At 43.1% G+C, this 21,776-nt stretch carries 15 protein-coding genes; 11 read left to right on the plus strand and 4 right to left on the minus strand.

The genetic code is table 11. The features are described 5' to 3' along the window. Window positions 1-24: 24 nt before the first annotated feature. The gene (locus tag RM556_RS11355) at window positions 25-2,556 is read right to left on the minus strand and encodes an EAL domain-containing protein (protein WP_311374625.1); all 2,532 of its coding nucleotides are present in this window, start codon (window positions 2,554-2,556) and stop codon (window positions 25-27) included. A gap of 236 nt (window positions 2,557-2,792) precedes the next feature. Next, a complete protein-coding gene (locus RM556_RS11360) occupies window positions 2,793-4,142 on the minus strand; it encodes an alkaline phosphatase (RefSeq protein ID WP_311374626.1) in 1,350 nt (449 codons plus the stop codon). A 475-nt stretch (window positions 4,143-4,617) separates the two neighbouring features. Between RM556_RS11360 and RM556_RS11365 the strand changes: the two genes are divergently transcribed. The 8 genes from RM556_RS11365 (at window position 4,618) to RM556_RS11400 (ending at window position 16,521) form a co-directional block, all read left to right on the plus strand. Further along, a complete protein-coding gene (locus tag RM556_RS11365; RefSeq protein WP_311362797.1) occupies window positions 4,618-6,219 on the plus strand; it encodes an isocitrate lyase in 1,602 nt (533 codons plus the stop codon). Window positions 6,220-6,485: 266 nt separating this feature from the next. After that, window positions 6,486-7,442, plus strand: coding sequence for a LysR family transcriptional regulator (locus tag RM556_RS11370; RefSeq protein WP_311362798.1), 957 nt, complete (start codon window positions 6,486-6,488; stop codon window positions 7,440-7,442). Window positions 7,443-7,581: 139 nt separating this feature from the next. Next, complete coding sequence (locus RM556_RS11375) at window positions 7,582-9,798, plus strand: malate synthase G (RefSeq protein WP_311374627.1); 2,217 nt, start codon at window positions 7,582-7,584, stop codon at window positions 9,796-9,798. 578 nt (window positions 9,799-10,376) lie between these two features. Further along, window positions 10,377-11,936, plus strand: a complete 1,560-nt coding sequence (gene leuA, locus RM556_RS11380) for a 2-isopropylmalate synthase (RefSeq protein ID WP_311362800.1) — start codon at window positions 10,377-10,379, stop codon at window positions 11,934-11,936. A 1-nt stretch (window position 11,937) separates the two neighbouring features. Next, window positions 11,938-13,026 carry a 3-isopropylmalate dehydrogenase gene (gene leuB, locus RM556_RS11385; protein WP_311374628.1) on the plus strand — a complete coding sequence of 363 codons (1,089 nt, stop codon included), beginning with the start codon at window positions 11,938-11,940 and terminating at the stop codon, window positions 13,024-13,026. A 16-nt stretch (window positions 13,027-13,042) separates the two neighbouring features. Then, window positions 13,043-14,443: a 3-isopropylmalate dehydratase large subunit gene (leuC, locus tag RM556_RS11390; RefSeq protein ID WP_311362802.1), complete on the plus strand. Its 1,401-nt coding sequence runs from the start codon at window positions 13,043-13,045 to the stop codon at window positions 14,441-14,443. A gap of 24 nt (window positions 14,444-14,467) precedes the next feature. Beyond that, entirely contained in the window at window positions 14,468-15,067 is a 600-nt protein-coding gene (gene leuD / locus RM556_RS11395) for a 3-isopropylmalate dehydratase small subunit (protein ID WP_311362803.1), read from the plus strand. A gap of 146 nt (window positions 15,068-15,213) precedes the next feature. Then, on the plus strand, window positions 15,214-16,521 hold the full coding sequence (locus tag RM556_RS11400) for an HD domain-containing phosphohydrolase (RefSeq protein WP_311362804.1): 1,308 nt from the start codon (window positions 15,214-15,216) through the stop codon (window positions 16,519-16,521). A gap of 24 nt (window positions 16,522-16,545) precedes the next feature. Here RM556_RS11400 and RM556_RS11405 read toward each other — a convergent pair whose 3' ends face one another. Together RM556_RS11405 and RM556_RS11410 are read right to left on the minus strand one after the other, a co-directional pair. Beyond that, window positions 16,546-17,637 carry a general secretion pathway protein GspB gene (locus tag RM556_RS11405; RefSeq protein WP_311362805.1) on the minus strand — a complete coding sequence of 364 codons (1,092 nt, stop codon included), beginning with the start codon at window positions 17,635-17,637 and terminating at the stop codon, window positions 16,546-16,548. Beyond that, window positions 17,630-18,541, minus strand: a complete 912-nt coding sequence (locus RM556_RS11410; protein WP_311362806.1) for an AAA family ATPase — start codon at window positions 18,539-18,541, stop codon at window positions 17,630-17,632. The genes RM556_RS11405 and RM556_RS11410 overlap by 8 nt, the downstream gene beginning before the upstream one ends. A 201-nt stretch (window positions 18,542-18,742) precedes the next feature. On the opposite strand from RM556_RS11410, the gene srmB reads away from it, so the two are divergent. The 3 genes from srmB to hemW are packed head-to-tail and all read left to right on the plus strand — an operon-like array spanning window position 18,743 to window position 21,770. After that, complete coding sequence (srmB, locus tag RM556_RS11415) at window positions 18,743-19,969, plus strand: ATP-dependent RNA helicase SrmB (protein WP_311362927.1); 1,227 nt, start codon at window positions 18,743-18,745, stop codon at window positions 19,967-19,969. Next, entirely contained in the window at window positions 19,966-20,577 is a 612-nt protein-coding gene (gene rdgB, locus RM556_RS11420; protein WP_311374629.1) for an RdgB/HAM1 family non-canonical purine NTP pyrophosphatase, read from the plus strand. The genes srmB and rdgB overlap by 4 nt, the downstream gene beginning before the upstream one ends. Beyond that, window positions 20,574-21,770 carry a radical SAM family heme chaperone HemW gene (gene hemW, locus RM556_RS11425; RefSeq protein ID WP_311374630.1) on the plus strand — a complete coding sequence of 399 codons (1,197 nt, stop codon included), beginning with the start codon at window positions 20,574-20,576 and terminating at the stop codon, window positions 21,768-21,770. Before rdgB ends, hemW begins: the two co-directional genes overlap by 4 nt. The last annotated feature ends 6 nt before the right edge of the window (window positions 21,771-21,776 follow it).

Consider the following 21,776-nt stretch of genomic DNA (forward strand, 5'->3'; position numbering starts at 1 on the left):
TTTTTGAAGCTTCGTTGATTGCGTTCAAGTGGAATCGTTTTTATTGAGCCACTTTCTTATGTCGTCAAGTGGTAGCGGTCTACAAGTCAAAAAGCCTTGATAAGTATCACAATTGTATTCTTTCAAGTATTCTCTAGTTTCCTCATCCTCGACCCCTTCTGCAACAATTGCATAACCGAGTGCTTGTGCCATATTGATAGAAGCTTTCACAATAATGGCTGCGCTGTCAGAAGACCGAATTTCTCCGATTAGTGAGCGATCTAGTTTAACTTCTTTCGCCGGTAGTCTCTGCAGATATGACAATGAAGAATAGCCTGTACCAAAGTCATCTACGGAAATATTTACTCCCATTTCCGCTAAAGCGGTCAAGCTAGCTATACTTACTTTTGGATCTTCCATAGCCGCGGTTTCAGTCAGTTCGAGGTAAATGGATTCAGCGGCTACCGAGTGTCTGTTGAGTATTTTTTTAACGTCTTCAACGAAACTCATTTTTGATATATCTCTTGCCGAGACATTGATTGACACTGTACCAGAGTATGCTGCTTGTTTAATCGAGTTCATATCGACAATCGCCCTATCAATTGCCCACAAGGTTAACTGATTGATGAGTCCAGATTCCTCTGCCAGTGGAATAAACTCATCAGGAGGAATAAGCCCTCTAGTAGGATGAATCCAGCGAACCAGTGCTTCCATACCAACGACCTGATTGCTGTTCACATTTAGCTTTGGTTGGTAATACAGTACCAGTTGTTCTTGATCTAGCGCTTCTCTAAGGTGAGTCAGTAATGTGAGACGATCCTCATCATAAATGTCTAGCTCTTCATGAAAAACGCCCATCATCTCTTTTGAATTTGGCGCTTCCCCCAAAGCAATAAGAGCATTTCTGATCAGTTGAGCAGGATTGTCACCATGTTGCGGGTAGAGAGCACTTCCGTAGATAGGTGCTAAATCAATAAGTAAGCCTTGTACCTCCATCGGTTCTGCTGTTCGACGTAGTACCTCATAGAAGGCCTTGGGATTTTTTTCGAAAGCATCTTGGTACATTAACGAACCAAATAGGTCACGAGAAAGTTGGTAAACACACTCTTTTTGGCCTTTGTCATTAATAAAAGACACCACTCCTTCCAATTCAGCATGTTGTGTATTTAGTGACTCAGCGATGCTACAAATAATGCGCTCTGTACTAGATAAGCCCAGGGTTCTTGTAATGTCATCCAAACGAGTGATTTGTGCTACCGCGAGTATGTAACGCTCATCGGGATTGGCATCAATGCTTTTTTGGACCAACCATTCAAAGCGATTACGATTGGAAAGCTTACTTATGGGATCTTTAGATAAGGTTTCAGTCAGCAAGGTTTGTGCAATATTACGCTGCTTTTCTTGCTCTATACTTTCAGCCTGTGCTTTAATTTTTTGTGAGCGTTCTATAAATAAGCGGCTGGCGAGAGCAAGAGTCAAGATGACCGCCTCAATAACTGAGCCTATTTGCATTGCATATTCAGTAAAGAATGTATTAGGCAGAAAGCCCGATGTACGGCCAGAGGTAGCAAAGAAACCGATGGTCAAAGAGGACCAAGCGATTGTAAAAAATATACCAGGTCCCTTTCGTACCATACTAGTGATGGGGCCCGCCAGTAAGAGCACACTAAATAAAAAGACAGCGCCGACAGCGGATACTCTTACAACGAGATCGTAAGGAGCAAAAAACGCAACTAGTAGATTAAAGATTTCAAAGGCCCTCATGCTCCTCAGAGCGATATCAAGCTTAGGACTGTACTTCGCAGATTGAAGAAACTCTCTAGCAAAAAGAACTGAAAACAATGCTAATAATGGCATTGAAATTAAAAATAATCGGCTATTTAACTCAGGCCAATCACTCAGTAAAAGTTGTCGAATATGACCGCTGCTTGTAGCGAAAAAAAGTAAATAGCCGGAAATAGCAAGGGTATAATAAAAATACAACCTTTCTCTCAGCGTGACGAACACGGCAAAGTTAATCAAAATAATGAAAACCATTGCACCAAAATAAAAGAAATGAAAATTCTGAGCTGCGGCGGCAGCTTCAAAGAAGTATTGTTCCTCCCATACTTTAACAGGAATGATCAATGAGCCTTGTGTCTGAACACGCGCAAAAATTTGCAAACTCTCGCCTGGGACAAGTTGGAATTTGAAAAGATTACTTGGGTGATCAATATCTCGCGGATAGAAAGGCAGCATATCGCCAGTAGATAATTGTGCCACGAGCTTACTGTCTTTGAGAGCATAGAAATTGACGGAATCAAGCTGAGAGTAGTCTATCTCAAAAATGAAGTTTTTAACGCTTTGGGACTGATTCAACACTGAACTTCTAATCCAATAAGCGGATGAATTAAAACCGAAACTAGCTTGCTTTGATGAAGTTCCCTGCCACTCAGTATTTTCTAAGATTAGAATATCATCCAATGCCTTCGTGTTCTGAATATCTTCATAATACTCAAAGTAAACTTCAATTGGATAAACTGACGCCTCATCTACTTGGGTCGTTTTAAAATCGGCAGAAGAAGCTAGCAAGTTCAATGAGAAAAAGCATAAGAATAAAAAAAGAAATATGCGCTTACTTGTCAAAAATATCTTATTGAACATAAAACGGATTTAAACCATACACTAACCCTTTTGACAGCGTCCTTACTGAACTGGTAGCTCCTTAAAAAGAAAATACGCGTTGTTTTCTTACACTAATAATCGACGACGAATCAAGCTGACTTTGAGCAGTAAAGTGCTGTGTTGCCAAGATTTCATTCGAGTAGTAGCGCCTATTCAGGCGCTTTTCCGAGAAATTCAAAGATACGCTCTGCAATATCTGTATTGTTTAAATTGCCTTCGAAAGCGTCGGCGCCTGCGCCAAATGCATAAATCTCTACATCAACGCCAGTATGGCCTGACGTTGTCCAACCGGTATTAGTACGATTGTCTAAGATTGTTTTTAATACGCCTTCACGAGCTCGTTGATCTAAGGCGGAGGTTATTACACTAACCGCATTCTTTTCCTCGTCATTTAACTCAAAACCAAATTGTTCAGATACATACATTGCCATGTCTTCTTTGTCTAATATGACTCTCGCAATGGCTTCAACAGATGACTTCATGTTTTGAATGAATTCTGGACTCCAACGATATTCACCTTTGGCACCAATAGTTAAACCGCCAGTGCTGTGGTCAGCGGTTAACACAACTAAGGTGTCAGGATTAGCCAATACATACTGTTTTAGAAGCATAATCGTGTGTTCTAAGTCCTGCATTTCACCCATCGCAGAAGCGATATCATTAGCGTGACCCGCCCAGTCAACTTGGCTAGCTTCTACTAGTAAAAAATAACCGTTTACATTTTCCAAGTGCGCAATCGCAGCCTCTGTCATTACCGACAAACGCTGTCTGTTGGTATCGTCCAAGGCCTTTGGCAAGCCTACATCAGCAAACAGACCTAAGGTTGGTTTGCCTTTTGGCAAAGCAAGTAAATCGGTATAGGAATCCGCATATTGATAGCCTAAGGCTTTGAATTCATCGACTAAATTGCGGTCATCACGAATGAAGTAACGCCAGCCACCGCCAAGCATCACGTCGGTAACTAATTCATTGCCGATGCGGTCGTCGAGAAAAGAATCGGCGATTTGATCATAGTTTCGTCTCGATTCATTGTGCGCAATATAAGATGCTGGCGTTGCATGAACGATTTGTGATGTTACTGCTACGCCCGTTTTCATTCCTAGTTTTTTAGCACGATGAAGGACGGTTTCTAAAGGTTTTTTATCGAGGTCAACCGCAATTGCACCGTTGTAGGTTTTTTGCCCAGTCGACAGTGCTGTTGCACTCGCAGCTGAATCAGTCACATAACCTGAAATCTGTGCGGGGTATGTTCGAGCAGTTCCAACAAGAAACTCATCAAGAGCTGTCGGTTCTATTTCAGCAGTATCAGGGTTGTCTTTATATAAACGATATGCGGTTGTGTACGCGGGACCCATGCCATCGGCAACCACCATAATAATATTTCTCGGTGTTTGAACCTGACTTGAAGCATCAGACACACTGCTTGTAGAAGTGCATGCTGCAGAGAAAAGTGCTGCACTTAACACTATTGTTAATAAGGGAAACTTGAAACTCGTCATTATATCTCTTCAAACCTTGTAAAGCTGAAGTGCTAGCTCACATAGCACCTTGATTAAAAGAAGCGTCATTCACCACTTTGCAGAGAAAAGCGCCACATCGGGCCGGTATGCCCAGAGTATTACTCAAAATTATACACATTATATGCAAGAGTAAATACAAAGATTAAGCATCTAAGCTTAATGATGGGTCTATTTTTCAAATAACTCATTTATTCAACAACTTAGAGAAAATTATCAAGCGCTTGATATTTCAATGCCAAGCCACATTCACAAAATAAATACCGAGAATCATTTTCATACTGTTTTTTTATTCACAATTGCAGCATAGGATGAATGCGTCGCTAGCAAAAATGCAAACAACCATTTTTGCCAAATAATTAGAAATGAATGACAGCGTTCGCAATAAGCAGCGAAACTAACATTAAATATCTGCTCACTCGCAACAACGCAGGTAGCACAACAAGAGGAATACAAGATGTCACAGTATCAACAAGACTTAGCAGCAATGACTGAATTGAAAAATGCACAAGGGACACCTTGGAATGCCATCAGCCCTGAATATGCGGCGCGCATGAAAGCACAAAATCGATTCAAAACGGGTTTGGACATAGCCAAATATACTGCTGGCATTATGCGCGCTGACATGGCGGAATACGATGCTGACAGCTCGAAGTACACTCAATCACTCGGTTGCTGGCACGGCTTCATCGGTCAACAAAAAATGTTGGCTGTGAAAAAGCACCAAGGCACAACGAGCAAGAGCTATTTATATTTGTCTGGCTGGATGGTTGCTGCGCTTCGTTCTGAATTCGGTCCTCTTCCAGACCAATCAATGCATGAAAAAACAACAGTACCCGCCTTGATTGAGGAACTCTATACGTTCTTAAGACAGGCTGATGCCCGAGAGCTTGGTAAGTTATTTGATGCGTTGGATGATGCTCGCGAAAAAGGACTCAATACCAAGGACATTCAATCTCAAATTGATAACTTTGAAACGCATGTTGTGCCTATCATTGCTGATATCGACGCCGGTTTCGGTAACGAAGAAGCAACCTATTTACTTGCTAAGAAAATGATTGAAGCTGGCGCATGCTGCATTCAAATTGAAAACCAAGTTTCTGACGCTAAGCAATGTGGCCACCAGGACGGAAAAGTAACTGTGCCACATGAAGATTTTCTAGCTAAAATTAATGCTGTGCGTTACGCCTTCCTTGAGCTCGGCGTAGATGACGGAGTCATTGTAGCTCGTACAGACTCATTGGGTGCAGGCCTGACACAAAAAATTCCAGTATCACAGTCTGAGGGTGATCTAGCAGATCAGTATAATGCCTTCCTTGAAACAACACCTGTTAATTCAATCGATGATTTAAGTAACGGCGATTCAGTGATGAAACTTAATGGTGAGTTGGTGAAACCAGTACGCTTACCGAACGGTTTATACAAATTTAAAGACGACACTGGCTTCGATCGTGTAGTGCTTGACTGTGTAACCTCCTTACAAAACGGTGCTGACTTGCTATGGATAGAGACCGAGAAGCCTCATGTTGGTCAAATTGGTGACATGGTTAGAGCCATTCGAGAGCAAGCGCCAAACGCTAAATTAGTCTACAACAACAGCCCTTCATTCAACTGGACCTTGAACTTCCGCCAGCAAGTATTTGATACTTGGGCTGAAGAAGGGAAAGACTTAAGTAATTACGACCGCTCAGCATTAATGTCAGCAAGCTATGACCAGTCAGAACTTGCACTTGAAGCGGATGAGAAGGTACGTACCTTCCAAGCAGATGCAGCTCGTGAAGCCGGTATTTTCCACCATTTGATTACATTACCAACCTACCACACAGCGGCATTGTCTACGGACAATCTAGCCAAAGGTTACTTTGGTGAAGAAGGAATGTTGGCATATGTTAAAGGCGTGCAACGTCAGGAGCTGCGCCAAGGCTTAGCTTGTGTTAAACACCAAGCGATGGCAGGTTCAGACTTGGGTGACACTCACAAAGAATACTTCTCCGGCGAACAAGCTTTAAAAGCTTCTGGTGAAGACAACACAATGAACCAGTTTGATGTTGTAACTTAATATCAAAAACAACAATCAAGATTATCTTGATGATCCAACTCTTGTTCAGGCGCCCTTCGGGGCGTTTTTTTCATTTCGACTTAATTCTATGATGTAAATCAAGTGATTAGCTTCTTACCCTACCAAGGTATTATCAATTTTCTCCGCGCTATGGTTATATACTAGCCAAAGTAAATTGTGTTTACCTCCTCTGAGTTTTGTTAAACTCTCATGCAGTGGAGCGCAAGCGCGCTGATCACATCTCATATCGGAAATGGAAGAGTATTTTGAATATCGCAAAAGTTGATTTAAACCTATTAGTATATTTGGATGTGTTGTTACGAGAAGGCAGTGTCACGAAAGCGGCAAATCAACTGAGTATCACCCAACCAGCAATGAGTAATGGCTTAAAAAGGCTACGAGATCTTTTTAAAGATCCTCTTTTGGTACGAACAAGTGATGGTATGACCCCAACCAAACGTGCGCTTGAATTACAGCCAGTGATCAGAGATGTTCTCAGTAAATTAGAGTCTTCTATTCAACCAGAAGTTGAATTCAGTCCAGAAACTAGCGTACGTACCTTTCGTATTATGACCAGTGATTATGCCGAATCGACTTTACTTCTAGAGCTAATTGGTCGTCTAGCAACCTTGGCGCCAAATATTACCCTTGATCTCATCACGCCAAGCGACGTGACTTTCCACGATGTAGAGCAAGGTAAAGTGGATATGGCTATTAACCGCTTCGATGAGTTGCCATTGTCATTTCACCAGAAAGTTATTTGGTATGACTCATTTTCATGCGTCATCGGTAGTGACCACCCAATGAAGCACAACTTTGATTTAAACGCTTATTTGAAAGGCCAGCATATTTGGGTCAGTAAAACCGGTTTTGGTGTGGGCGTGGGCATCGACCCAAATGAGGTTCAAAAACTGGGTTGGGTTGACGCTGAATTAACTAAGATAGGTAAACAACGAGATATTCGAGTATTTACTCGCCACTACCATGCTGCGTTACAGTTAGCTAAGACGCAAAATTTGATAGCAACACTCCCCAGTAAAGCAGCAAAAATATTTAAAGACGACCCAACTATTACGGTTGTGGAGCCTCCTTTTGATATTCCACCTATTGCATTAAAAATGGCCTGGAGTGCACTCCTGCACCATGATGCTGGGCATATTTGGTTACGCCGTCTTATCACCGATGTCGCCAATGGAATGAATAATGAAGTTGAGCCAACATAAGCAACATTCATTATATTTATAGCAAACATATATTACATAAACTAAAAGTTACTCTTTTCTTTCCTTACACTGGTAAAAAGAAAGGAGAACGACGCCGTCGACATCATCTCCAGCCACCCAACTAAAGAAGGCTGTCACAATGACTTTATCAACTAAAGAAGCAACGCAACTCAATGACTATGTGACAAAAGGGCAATTATCCATCGCCAGGGTGCTGCTTGACTTCGTGGAAAGTAGCGCACTGCCAAACTCACAAACATCGTCCGAAGCATTCTGGAATGGCTTTGAGTCTGTTTTAGGCGATCTCATGCCATTGAATAAGGCTTTGCTCGCTGAAAGAGAGGAACTTCAACGACAAATTGATAAGTTTCATACCAGCAACAGCGATGCTAGTCCCACAGAATATAAAGCATTTCTAACAGAAATCGGTTATTTGAAAGCAGCGCCGAAAGCAGAGGCAATAAAAACAGTTAATGTGGACCCTGAAATTGCAACAATGGCAGGTCCACAGCTGGTTGTACCGATAAACAACGCGCGTTATGCCCTGAACGCTGTGAATTCGCGTTGGGGAAGTTTATACGATGCACTCTATGGTACAGATGTAATTAGTAACGACGACGGTGCTGAAGCAGGGAAAACTTACAATCCCGTGCGCGGATCAAAAGTTATCCAAAAAGCACGTGAATATTTAGACACGATCTTGCCTCTAAAAGTCGGCTCACATAGTGGTTCTACACAGTATTCTTTCAGTGATGATGCCCTGTGCGTCACCTTAGCCAGCGGCGAACAGAGCCAACTAGCTGAGCCCGAGCAACTCATTGGGTTCACTGGCAGTAAATTAAACCCAGACAGCATCTTAGTTTGCCACAATGGTTTACATGCTGAATTACAATTTGATAACCAGCATCCAATTGGTAAAACAGATCCTAGCGGCCTAAAAGACGTGCTATTAGAGTCTGCGTTAACCACCATAATGGATTGCGAGGATAGCGTTGCGGCAGTAGATGCTGAAGATAAAACCTTGGTATATCAGAATTGGCTGGGATTAATGCAAGGAAACCTCAGCGTTGATGTTAATAAAGGTGAGCAAACATTCACACGTAAGATGAATAACAATCGCACCTATCGCTCACTCAACAATGAAAAAGTCACATTGTCTGGTCGCAGCTTAATGTTCGTTAGAAACGTAGGGCACTTAATGACTAACGATGCGATTTTGTTCAATGGTGAGGAAATCCCTGAAGGCATCATGGACGCAATGATTACCTGCTTAGTCGCGAAGCATGACATTCTAGGAAATAGTCCATTCAAAAATTCACAACATGGCAGCATATATATTGTAAAACCGAAAATGCACGGTGCCGATGAAGTGGCGTTTACTAACACTTTGTTTGGTCGCGTAGAGCAAGTGCTAAACCTCCCGAAAAATACGATTAAAATGGGGATCATGGACGAAGAGCGTCGAACAAGTTTGAATTTAGCTGCCTGTATTCATGCCGCAAACGAACGTGTTGTGTTCATTAATACTGGTTTTTTAGACCGCACTGGCGACGAAATTCACACATCCATGCTGAAAGGTTGTTTTGCGCCGAAAGCAGAGCTTAAAGCTCGTCCATGGATTGCCGCATATGAGTTAGCCAACGTAGCTACAGGGTTAAATTTTGGACTATCAGGAAGAGCACAGATTGGTAAAGGCATGTGGCCGATTCCAGATCAAATGGCAAATATGATGGAAGCAAAAACTGTCCACCCTGAAGCCGGAGCAAATACGGCATGGGTACCTTCGCCCACCGCAGCAACATTGCATGCACTGCACTATCATCAAATTAATGTATTTGAAGTTCAGAAAGGTATTCAATCAGATACGAAAAATACGCATTTGGAGTACATTGATACCATACTCGATATTCCTTTAATGGCAACAGATGCACAATTAAGTTCACAACAAGTCACACGTGAACTCGACAACAATGTACAGGGTATTTTGGGATACGTTGTACGTTGGGTCCATCAAGGTATCGGTTGCTCAAAAGTTCCTGACATTAACAATGTGGGCTTAATGGAAGATCGCGCCACTTTACGCATTAGCAGTCAGCATATTGCGAATTGGTTACACCATGGGATCGTAACTACTGAGCAAGTGAATGAGTCACTCGAAAGAATGGCGGTTTTGGTAGATGAGCAAAACCAAAATGACCCGGAATACATTCCCATGATGCCAGATTTAGGTAAGTCTATTGGATTCCAAGCCGCAAAAGATTTGATATTTTTAGGTAAAGAGCAACCTTCAGGCTATACCGAACCGCTATTGCATCAGCGTCGTAAAGAAATGAAAGGTAGCCTTAAAGCGCATTAACCGCCGGTCATCCCCGCATTAATCCCTGGTCATCCCCGCGCAGGCGGGGACCTAGTTTTTAACTTCGCCGATAATTGGCTCAGAACCTGGTCATCCCCGCGCAGGCGGGGACCTAGATTCCTGCCTTCGCAGGAATGACGTAGCTTTAGGAGTGACGTAGCTTTAGGAGTGACGTAGTTTTAGGTGGACGTAGTTTTAGGTGGACGTAGTTTAAGGACTGACGCAGTTTTAGGAATGACATAGTTATAGGAATGGCAGGATCTGTTATAAGACACACCTTTTTCTTATATTTAAATCGAAGTTTTCTTTAGAATTCTCGCTTTGAGCTGTTGACCCCGTTGCTTTGGCGAAGTACAGTGACGATATCGAAATAAAAACTACCAAAAAGGCGCAGATATGAAAATTTTATCATCAAAAAATGCATTTTCACTCATTTCTATTCTGCTGCTATCACTACTGGCGAAGATAGTGCACGGGTAAATAAGTTTAAGAAATTAAAAAAACCCGTGCAAAGCACGGGTTTTTTGTATCTCTAAAGAAAACATCGGCAAGTAACGCCAAATGAAAGGGCAAGAATAATGAGCAGTGTTAACAAGCAAGTCAAAATCTTTGACACAACATTACGCGATGGTGAGCAAGCATTACCAGCAAGCCTTAATAAAAGAGATAAACTACAGATTGCGCTGATGCTCGAAAAACTTGGGGTGGATATTATAGAGGCAGGCTTTCCTGTCTCTTCTCCTGGTGATTTCGAATCTGTTCGTATGATTGCTAAAGAAGTAAAAAATGCAACAGTTTGTGGCTTATCGCGAGCACTTGAAAAAGATATCGACGCTTGCGGCCAAGCACTGAATATAGCTGACCAGTTTCGTATTCACACCTTTATTGCTACCTCCGACATTCATGTAGATACCAAACTACGCAAGTCACAAGATGAAGTTGTTGAAATGGCTGTAAAAGCAATAAAACATGCTAGAAGCTACACTGATGATGTCGAGTTCAGCTGTGAGGATGCTGGGCGAACTCATATCGATTATCTTTGCCGTATGGTAGAAGCTGCCATTGCTGCAGGTGCTACCACGGTAAATATCCCAGACACGGTCGGGTACACCACGCCTAGTGAGTTCGGTGGCATTATCCACAACTTATTTAACCGTGTACCCAATATCGACAAAGCTATCATATCAGTACATTGCCACAATGACCTTGGCCTTGCTGTTGCTAACTCTTTAGCTGCCGTAGAGCAAGGCGCCCGTCAAGTAGAATGCACCGTCAATGGTATCGGTGAACGCGCTGGCAACTGTTCCCTTGAAGAAATTGCTATGATCTTACAAACACGCTACGCGATGCTAGGCCTTGAAACCAACATACAATCACAGGAAATATCAAAGGCGTCAAAGCTTGTAAGCAACCTTTGCAACATGCCTGTACAATCTAATAAAGCGATTGTTGGGGCTAATGCCTTTTCTCATTCCTCTGGTATTCATCAAGATGGTGTGTTGAAAGGACAAAATACTTACGAAATAATGACTCCTGAAAGCGTTGGTATAAACAAGAACAATTTAAACCTGACCTCTCGCTCAGGTCGACATGTCATAAAGCATCGTCTAGGCGAACTCGGTTATCAAGCAGATGAATATGACTTAGACGCTATTTACGATGCATTTTTGCGCCTTGCAGACAAAAAAGGGCAAGTGTTTGACTACGATCTTGAAGCTCTTCTATTTTTCGACCAGCAGAAACATGACCACGCTCACTATCAATTGGAATATTTACAAGCAAACTCGGGAAGAAACATTATTCCTAGCGCGACAGTGAAGTTGTCAGTAGGCGACCAAAGTATTACTGAATCTGCTACAGGAAACGGTCCTGTTGATGCTGCTTATAATGCTATTATGCGCGTAGTAAAAGATAGAATAATTAACATCGTCGATTTCAAACTTGATTCGAAAGGTGAAGGTGCCGATGCCCTGGCCCAAGTAAGTGTGGTCGCGGAGTATAATGGCCGTCGTTTTAATGGTATTGGACTTGCAACTGATATTGTTGAATCTGGAGTTAGAGCCCTAATTTTTGTGCTTAACAACACCCACCTTGCCGATCAAATTGACGAACAAAAACAACAAATATCAGGAGTTTAGAATGGCCAAATACCAAATTGCAGTGTTACCCGGGGACGGTATTGGCCCAGAAGTAATGGATCAAGCAAATAGAGTGCTCGATGCAGTCTGTAGTAAATTTGATATTCAATTAGAACGCACCGTCTACCCTGTCGGCGGTTACGCTATTGATCATCATGGAGAGGCATTACCGGAATCTACCTTAAAAGGTTGTGAGCAAGCTGATGCTATCTTATTCGGCTCTATCGGGGGGCCTAAGTGGGATTCATTACCACTCGACAAGCGTCCAGAACGAGCAGCTCTGTTAACGCTTAGGAGCCATTTCGACCTATTCAGTAATTTAAGACCCGCTAAAATCTACGAGGGTTTAGCTCACTTGTCGCCATTGCGCGTAGACATTGCACAATCTGGCGTTGACGTATTGGTTGTTAGAGAATTAACCTCCGGTATTTACTTTGGACAACCCAAAGGCTTAGAGGGTGAAGGCGAAGAGCAATATGCTTTTGATACCATGCGTTATTCAAAACGTGAAATTCGCCGTATCGCTATTAGTGCCTTTGAAGCCGCGATGAAGCGCGGTAAAAAAGTCACTTCAGTTGATAAAGCTAATGTTTTGGTTTGCAGTCGACTGTGGCGCGAAGTTGTTGAGGAGGTTGCTAAAGACTATACAGAGGTCACTTTAGAGCATATATACATCGACAATGCCACCATGCAATTACTGTGCGACCCCGCTCAATTCGATGTGATGCTTTGTTCTAACCTATTTGGTGACATTATTAGTGACGAATGCGCTATGCTGACTGGATCAATGGGACTGCTTCCGTCAGCCAGTATCAACGGTGACGGTTTTGGCATGTATGAACCCGCAGGCGGTTCAGCGCCAGACATTGCAGGGAAAGGTATAGCCAATCCTATTGCTCAAATTTTAAGTGCTTCCATGATGTTACGCTATAGCTTAGGAGAAGAGGCTGCAGCCGATGCTATTGATGCAGCTGTGATGAAAACTCTCAGCGACGGTGTGCTAACTGGCGAACTGATGCCAAAAGAGCAACGCGATAAAGCTTGCACAACTGAGCAAGTTGGCACTTACCTTATTCAACAAATTTCTTAAGAGGGGACTTATTATCATGGCTCAAACCCTTTATGACAAAATAGTGAATGATCATGTTGTTGAACAGCTTGGTGAAGATACTTTGTTGTATATCGACCGACACCTAATTCACGAAGTGACTTCGCCACAGGCTTTTGCTGGCCTAAACGAAAAAGACCGTAAAGTGCGTCGTCCAGACCTTACTTTCGGTACTATGGATCACAGTATTTCTACGCGCTCACTCGCCCTAGACGCGTGTGGTCCACAAAACAAACTTCAATTACAAACATTAGCTATCAATTGCGAACAACACAATATACAACTCTATCCTGTGGGTCATAAGAATCAAGGGATAGTGCATGTCATTGGGCCGCAACTCGGTTTGATACAACCAGGGATGACTGTTGTTTGCGGAGACAGCCATACTGCAACTCATGGTGCGTTTGGCGCCTTAGCTTTTGGTATTGGTACATCTCAAGTTGAGCATGTTCTTGCCACACAAACTCTCAAGCAAAGTAAAGCAAGGAGCATGAAAGTGGATGTCGTTGGCAAACTTCCTCTTGGTGTCACAGCTAAAGATATTATTCTTGCGATTATTGGCGAAATTGGCCATGCAGGGGCAACGGGACATGTCATCGAATATACAGGTCAAGCGATCAGTGACTTATCGATGGAAGAAAGAATGACTATCTGTAACATGAGCATTGAAGCGGGCGCAAAAGCCGGTTTGATTGCTCCAGATGAGAAAACGATTGCTTATTTGAAAGGCAAAGAGTTCGCACCGAAGGGGGAGCTATTTGACGCAGCTGTTGATTACTGGAATACCTTGTATTCTGACGACGGCGCTATTTTCGATACGGTAGTCACTTTACAAGCAAAAGACATTCAACCACAAATCACTTGGGGAACTAATCCAGGGCAAGTTGTTGGTGTCAATCAAGCCATTCCATCACCGGATGATTTTAGCGACCCGATTGAAAAAGAATCAGCTATTAAAGCACTCAAATATATGGGGCTTGCACCAGGTCAAACATGGGATCAAGTGGCAGTATCACATGTATTCATTGGCTCTTGTACTAACAGCCGCATAGAAGACTTAAGGGCAGCAGCAAAGCTCGCAGCTAAAGGCAAAGTCAAAAGCGATATTACTGCCATTGTGGTGCCTGGTTCAGTAGAAGTTAAAAAACAGGCGGAAGAGGAAGCCTTAGATAAAATATTCATTGATGCTGGTTTCGAGTGGCGTCTACCTGGTTGTTCCATGTGTTTGGGCATGAACGACGACATTCTGCAGCCAGGCGATCGTTGCGCATCGACCAGTAATCGCAACTTTGAAGGGCGACAAGGTCGCGGTGCAAGAACGCACTTGGTCAGTCCAGAAATGGCAGTCACTGCTGCAATCACTGGTTGTTTCGCTGATGCGCGACAATTTGAAGGATAACTTGGGAGGCTTCGGAGAAATACTATGACAGGATTAACAACATTGAGCGGCACTGCTGCTCCACTTGACCAAGCCAATATTGACACAGACCAAATAATTCCAAAGCAGTTTTTAACTGGCGTGACTCGTGCCGGCTATGGCAAACACTTGTTTCATGATTGGCGTTATTTAGATTTACACGAACAAGACCCCAACCCTGAGTTCGCCTTAAATAAAGCTGAGTATCAAGGTGCAAGTGTGCTTCTTTCACGAGAAAATTTCGGTTGTGGTTCAAGCCGTGAACACGCTCCCTGGGCACTCGCTGACTTTGGCTTTAAATGTATTATAGCGACCAGCTTCGCAGATATTTTTTATGGAAACTGCATAAATAACCAATTGCTGCCGATAACGTTATCAAGTGAACAAATGGATAGCTTGTTTAACCTGGTTCACGAAGACGCTACTATTGAGTTTCATATTGATTTGCCGGCACAAAAAGTTATGGCTGGTAGTGAGGAGTTCCACTTTGATATTGCTGAGCACCATAAACAAAACATGATCAAAGGCTTAGATGCAATTGGTCAAACTTTGGAGTTTGACGCCTCGATAAAGGCTTTTGAAAACAAAAGAAGCGCTTGGTTATAAAACATTATTTATACTCATATATAAATGTGAATACCTTAAATTATCTGCATGTTTTGCGATAGTTCAGTCATATGATGTGTATACTACGGACTAATTTTTTGGATTACTTTACTATTTGTCACCATTGTCGAGCTAACTAGTATTTTATGATTAAGTCTATCCCCATTACTGAACTTACCATTGGCATGTACGTCGAAAACGTCGTCAAGCAAAAAGGTAACGTTCGGATAAAAAGCAGAGGCCTGATAAAGACTCAGGCCATTGTTGATGCCCTCACCAAAAAAGGGATATTAGAGCTCGAAATAAACATAGATAAGTCAAAAATAGAAATCCCTATAGCGTCAGAGGAAAAGGTTCCAGAACCTGCGCCTCAAATTCAGCCCTCATCTAACGTAATTGAGGATGCTGCGCACAGTGAAAACATTAATGCGCCCGCTGATATCTCAAATGACAACCCCACACTAGTACATGACAACGAAGCACATATAACAGAAAAAGCCATCGCTGCAGAGGCTCATCAAGCTGCCTTGGCTAAAGCAGACAAGCTATATGGCCAGGCAAAGAACGTTCAACAAGAATTTGTAAATAAACTTCGCAGCGGGGCAGCGCCAAATGTGCAGGAACTCAATAATCTGTCCCAAGATATTATTGATTCGGTGTTCGATAATGTAGACGCCCTATCCTGCTTAATTATGCTGAAAGATTCTGATGACTATCTGGTTGAACATGCAATTAATTGTTCAATTCTGTTAGCTGTTTTTGCAAAGTACAAAGGTTTGTCACAGGCCGAAGTTGAAGACCTTACCATGGCTGGTTTATTGATGGACATTGGTATGGCAACCCTGCCCCGTGAATTACTGGGCAAAACAGACGACTTCAGTGAAGCAGATTGGACCGTAATCCGCAGTCATGTAGATATTGGCATCGAACTGGTGGAGCGTTTAGATGACGTCGCTCCGATCGTCCTAGACGTAATTGCTAATCATCATGAGCGTGTCAACGGCAGTGGTTACCCGAAAGCGAAAACAGCCTCCGATATCAGTTTATATGCCCAAATGGCGTCTATTGTAGATAGTTATGATGCAATGATCTCAAATCGAGGTTACAAGCGCTCTGATAATGCATCCATTGCCTTACTGAAGCTTGAAAAAGATGAAACACTTGACCGCGACTTGGTCATGGAATTTATCAATGCGATTGGCCTACACCCCGTTGGTTCACTCGTTCAACTTGAAAGTCAGAAGCTAGCCATTGTTAGTCAACGACAGGTCGCGCATCCACTTGAACCTGTAGTAATGGTATTCTATAGCTTACAAACGCAATTACATACAGAAATCGTGCGCTTAGATTTGAGTAGAGCGGACGATGCCATCGTTGCAGGAGTGAGGCCCGAAGAATTCAGTATGAAGCTAAGTAAATTCTTTAAAAAAGCGTTTATGCCAGAAGCTTCGTAATTCCTGATTTAACTACCGTTCGTTTTACCAATCAGTCATTGCATTCATCGTAAACACCTCATCCTTGAATGACAAGATAACTGTTTGTGGTTCAATGTTGATTATCTGCAATTCTTCTGCGATAAAGTCGCCTTCAACAAGCTTACGACCATTGACTCTTACCCAACGGTTTACTCTTTGTGAAGAATAAAAGTGCGCACTAAATTGCATCGAAGGTATTTCTGTTTGCATTGCAATGGATAATTGGTCAATGCGAGGAAGATCGGAATAATCCGGCAACTCACTGCTCACATCGTTATCGTCAGGCGCTTTGTCTATTTCCACAATAGCTGAGTTTACCCTCTTCAATAAATCAGAGGATACTTCAACAGGTCTGTCGGCACTTGGTTGGGCTAGTATTTCACCTGCATCACTGGAGGCTAGGTCTTGTAAGTCATTACTGTCTAAGTCTTGTTCCGGACGATAGCCAAGTATCATTGGCGGAGGCTCTTCAGCCATGGCTGCGCTAGCAAGCTCATCAGCATTATCTTGCATGTTTGCTTTGTTTGCAGCTGTTTGAACATCACTTGGCTCAATGTCGGATTGCGCCTTGCCCTTGGATTCTCGTTCTTTAGCCGCAATAGGTGTAAAGGGTATATTTGGTACATCCACCCGAACATAGTCTTTCGTTTGCGCAAGCGAGATCCATTGCCCGATATGCGCAATATTCCAGCCTAAACAAATTCCACCAACAATTAGCAACATGAGAATCGAAACATTCTTACCATATAAACGCCACGGGCTCGGCAATGTTTCGACCGATGGCATGAACAATGAGCGATGATAATGCTGACTTGAATCTGGATTGGCTTGAGCTGTTTGTCGTTCATCTCGCAGTAATTGTTGCGTCGGCGTAATTGTCGGCTTTTCGTCTTCTGCAATGTCAGGATTATCTATACCGATACTTTGCTCTAAGTCGACTTCAAGCTCAGAGACCCCCATTTCTTTAAGCCCTTTAATCATTTCAGGGGAACGGATCATACCCACTTTTCGAATTTTCACTGGGCCATTTTGCGTGACAACCTTGCTTACCATCATTCCTGGCTGCAATTCTGAAATGGAATACACCTTATGCATAAAGACCTCCCACCACAGCACCTAAGACAATAGAGGCGACAAAACCTGTGACGAAGATGCGCTTCCACATTTCTTTCTGGCCTTGTTCTACAATATCTTCACCCAATACTTGATGACTTGCCGCGATCACTAACTGATGATTAATAATGGGTTTCTGTAGTGTGTAAGCCAGACTCATAGCCCTATCGCACAATAAGTTGATTACACGAGGGATGCCACCGCTAATAGCAAACAGGGTATTTAAGGAAGTCGATGTGAAAATACTTGGGTTGCCATTGGCCACTTGCAACCTGTGAGCTACATATAGTGCGACCTCAGCCTTTGTTAGTGGCAATAGGTGATAACGAGCGGTGACACGCTGTGCCAATTGACGCAATTCATTTCTTCGTAAGAGTTGCTGTAATTCTGGTTGGCCTATAAGTACCACTTTGAGGAGCTTTTCACGAGTCGTTTCAAGATTAGTCAACAAACGTAATTGCTCTAATACTTCCGGCATTAAATGCTGAGCTTCATCAATGATCAGAACCGTATTCACGCCTTTGTTATGATTATCAGCTAATTTTTGCAGTATTTTATCAGTGAACGTCTTCAAACTTGTCGTTTGTTCAGTATAGCTGATACCAAGTTCGTCGCAGACTGTGGCCAACAGCTCCAAAGCGGACAATGTTGGGTTAAGAATGACCGCCGTTTGCGTATCATCAGATAGATCTTGTAATAGCTTTCGAGACACCGTCGTTTTACCGGTACCAACTTCCCCAGTCAGCATCACAAAACCACCCGACTCTTTCAAGCCGAACGTCAGGTGTGCGAGAGCCTCCCGATGCCTCGGGCTCATAAATAAATATTTGGGATTTGGAGCAATTGAAAAAGGGTTGTCCGATAACCCGAAGTAGCTTAAATACACGTTTTCTGCGCTTTGATAATTATCCTGCAGATAAACTAACGAGCTTTGGTTTTTAAGTCAACGACTAGCCGCATATTGTGTCTCCATTTACATCCTCAAACTCACAAATAATGGCACTTGAGAGGAATTTATAAACAAACATACTCCAAAGCACGCATTTAAGGTAGAATGCGCCCAATTAACACCATATTTAAGTTACTCATGTTTGACCAATTAGATTTAGACGACGAACTCTGCAAAGCCGTCGCCGATATGGGCTACGAAAGCCCCACAAGCATCCAAACTCTGGTTATTCCGCATGCAATGGATGGCAAAGATATTTTAGCAGAAGCACCAACAGGCACAGGAAAAACCGCGGCGTTTTTACTACCAGCTTGTCAGTTTCTACTTGATTACCCTCGTCGCGAGCCAGGTTCGTCTCGCGTGTTGGTGTTAGTCCCTACGCGCGAATTGGCAAATCAAGTGTTTGAGCAGGCCAAAGCAATTACTAAGTACACTCACCTCACTTGTGGTGTCATCACGGGTGGTATCAATTACGGAACGGATCGTGAAACCCTCGATGGACATTGTGATATTTTGGTCGCTACGCCGGGCCGCTTGTTCGAACATATTGAACAAGAAAGCTTTGACTGCAGAGATATCGAATCGCTGATTTTAGATGAAGCAGACCGAATGTTGGATATGGGCTTTTCTTCTATCGTGCATCAAATTGCCGGCGAGGCAAGGTGGCGAAAGCAAAGCATGCTCTTCTCCGCCACATTAGAAGGTAGGGGCGTCAGACAGTTTGCAGAAGAACTGCTGAAAGAACCTGAGACTATTTCAGCTAATCCTTCACGCAAAGAAAAGAACAAAATCATTCAGTGGTATCACTTAGCAGACGACGCAACTCACAAAAATGCGATCCTAATGCACCACCTGAACAACACTATCGAATCTTGTGTGGTGTTTGTGAAAACACGTGAGCGCTTGCAAAACTTAAAGGACTACTTAGCCAGTCAGGGTTTAAAAGCTAGCTATCTGCAGGGCGAAATGCCGCAAGACAAGCGTAACGCGGCAATGGAAAGTTTCAAGTCGGGAGATACTAATATCCTGATTGCCACCGACGTAGCCGCCAGAGGTATCGATGTGCAGAATATCAGTCACGTGATCAATTATGACATGCCGCGTACAGCCGATGTGTATGTTCATAGAATAGGTCGTACGGGTCGTGCCGGCGCTAAAGGTACTGCCATTTCAATCGTAGAAGCACATGACTTTGAAATGGTTGGAAAAGTGGAACGCTATACAAAAGAAGTTTTTAAAGCAAGATTTTTAGAAGGCTTACGGCCTAAGAATAAAGCGCCTACGATCACCAAAAAGAAAAAGGTGAAAACCAACAAAAAAGTGAAAACCAAAGCTAAAGTGAAAACGCGAGCCAAGAAAAAATGAAGATAGATCAAATCGTCTTAGCCACCGGTAATAAAGGCAAAGTCGCTGAGTTTGCAAGCTTGTTCGAAGGTTTCTCGATTTCAGTGAAACCGCAATCACATTTTAATGTAGAAGACGTTCCTGAAACCGGCACAACCTTTGTTGAAAATGCAATTATTAAAGCGCGCCATGCGGCTGAGGTGACTGGCTTGCCAGCGATTGCAGATGATAGTGGCTTGGCGGTTAACGCGCTAGGCGGTGCACCTGGCATCTATTCCTCACGCTATGCAGGTCCAGACGCAACGGATGCGAGCAATATTGATAAACTGCTTGATGCATTAAAGAGTGAACCACAGCAAAACCGAGACGCTCGTTTTCTGTGTGTATTGGTTTTCATGCGTCATCACCTAGATCCAACTCCGATTATTTGTCAGGGCGAATGGCTGGGTGAAATTAGCACAGAACGCCACGGTGACGGTGGCTTCGGATATGATCCTGTCTTCTGGTTACCCGAGCAACAATGCAGTGCCGCTCAACTCAACAAAACAACGAAAAACGCACAAAGTCATCGTGGTAAAGCCCTCGCTTCACTAATGAAAGAAATGCGAGAGTTACTCGCACAGTCATGAGTGTAACTCCAACACCTGAAGCACCACTGGGCATGTATGTACATATTCCATGGTGCGTCCAAAAGTGCCCCTATTGCGATTTTAATTCGCACAACTTAAAAGGTGGTTTGCCAGAGACCGAATACGTCAGCCATCTACTAGACGATTTAGTAGCGGACCTCCCATTTGTTACGAATCCCGATGGTTCACTACGCGAAGTGACTAGCATCTTCATTGGTGGCGGCACGCCTAGCTTGCTGTCAATCAGTGCAATGGCGCGTTTACTAGAAGGAATAAAAGATCGCATTCCCTTGGCAAGTAATGCAGAAATCACCATGGAAGCCAACCCAGGAACTGTGGAAAGCGATAAATTTGTTGGGTTTCAAAAAGCGGGGATTACTCGTATTTCGGTTGGCGTGCAAAGCTTTCACACTGAACATTTGCAATCTTTAGGTAGGATCCACGACGCTCAACAAGCAATTGACGCAATAAAGCTTGCTTCTATTCTTAAGCTTAAAAGCTTTAACTTAGACCTTATGCATGGTTTGCCGGGGCAATCTGTTGAAGATGCAATGCAAGACCTAAAAACAGCGATAGCGCTCAACCCTCCTCATTTGTCTTGGTACCAACTAACCATTGAACCAAATACAGCGTTTCACTCCAAACCACCAACGCTTCCAGATGACGATGTTCTTTGGGAAATCCAAGAACAAGGCCATGCCCTGCTAAGCGCTGCGGGCTATGAACAATATGAAATTAGTGCTTATGCCAAACCCGGTCATCAATGCCAACACAACCTTAACTACTGGCGATTCGGCGATTATCTCGGTATCGGTTGCGGAGCTCATGGCAAAATCACCAAAGCTCATCCGAATATAAACAGTTTAGATAAGCAAACTTGCGAATTACATCGCACAGTCAAGGTAAAGCATCCGAAAGGTTATATGGACTTGACCCGCTCTTATCTGGATCAAAAAAATCCAGTTGATGACGACGACTTAGCGTTTGAATTTTTTATGAATCGTTTTAGAATTTTTGAGATGTGTCCAAAAACAGAATTTCAACGCACAACTGGGCGCTCATTGACACAGTACGAGCGTGCAAAACTCAACAAAGCGCTGTCTTTAGGACTCATACAAGAAACACCAACTAGTTGGCAATTAACAGCCTTAGGCAAACGTTACTTGAATAGTTTGCTTGACCTGTTTGTATAGCGCTGA

It is taken from the genome of Alteromonas sp. W364 (assembly GCF_031846205.1).
GTDB classification, from domain to species: domain Bacteria; phylum Pseudomonadota; class Gammaproteobacteria; order Enterobacterales; family Alteromonadaceae; genus Glaciecola; species Glaciecola blandensis.

Bases quoted from the DNA above. Each gene is read 5' to 3' on its own strand.
- RM556_RS11360 (WP_311374626.1), bottom strand. From the start codon at position 4,142: ATGACGAGTTTCAAGTTTCCCTTATTAACAATAGTGTTAAGTGCAGCA.
- RM556_RS11365 (WP_311362797.1), top strand. From the start codon at position 4,618: ATGTCACAGTATCAACAAGACTTAGCAGCAATGACTGAATTGAAAAAT.
- RM556_RS11375 (WP_311374627.1), top strand. From the start codon at position 7,582: ATGACTTTATCAACTAAAGAAGCAACGCAACTCAATGACTATGTGACA.
- leuA (WP_311362800.1), top strand. From the start codon at position 10,377: ATGAGCAGTGTTAACAAGCAAGTCAAAATCTTTGACACAACATTACGC.
- leuB (WP_311374628.1), top strand. From the start codon at position 11,938: ATGGCCAAATACCAAATTGCAGTGTTACCCGGGGACGGTATTGGCCCA.
- leuC (WP_311362802.1), top strand. From the start codon at position 13,043: ATGGCTCAAACCCTTTATGACAAAATAGTGAATGATCATGTTGTTGAA.
- leuD (WP_311362803.1), top strand. From the start codon at position 14,468: ATGACAGGATTAACAACATTGAGCGGCACTGCTGCTCCACTTGACCAA.
- RM556_RS11400 (WP_311362804.1), top strand. From the start codon at position 15,214: ATGATTAAGTCTATCCCCATTACTGAACTTACCATTGGCATGTACGTC.
- RM556_RS11405 (WP_311362805.1), bottom strand. From the start codon at position 17,637: ATGCATAAGGTGTATTCCATTTCAGAATTGCAGCCAGGAATGATGGTA.
- srmB (WP_311362927.1), top strand. From the start codon at position 18,743: ATGTTTGACCAATTAGATTTAGACGACGAACTCTGCAAAGCCGTCGCC.
- rdgB (WP_311374629.1), top strand. From the start codon at position 19,966: ATGAAGATAGATCAAATCGTCTTAGCCACCGGTAATAAAGGCAAAGTC.
- hemW (WP_311374630.1), top strand. From the start codon at position 20,574: ATGAGTGTAACTCCAACACCTGAAGCACCACTGGGCATGTATGTACAT.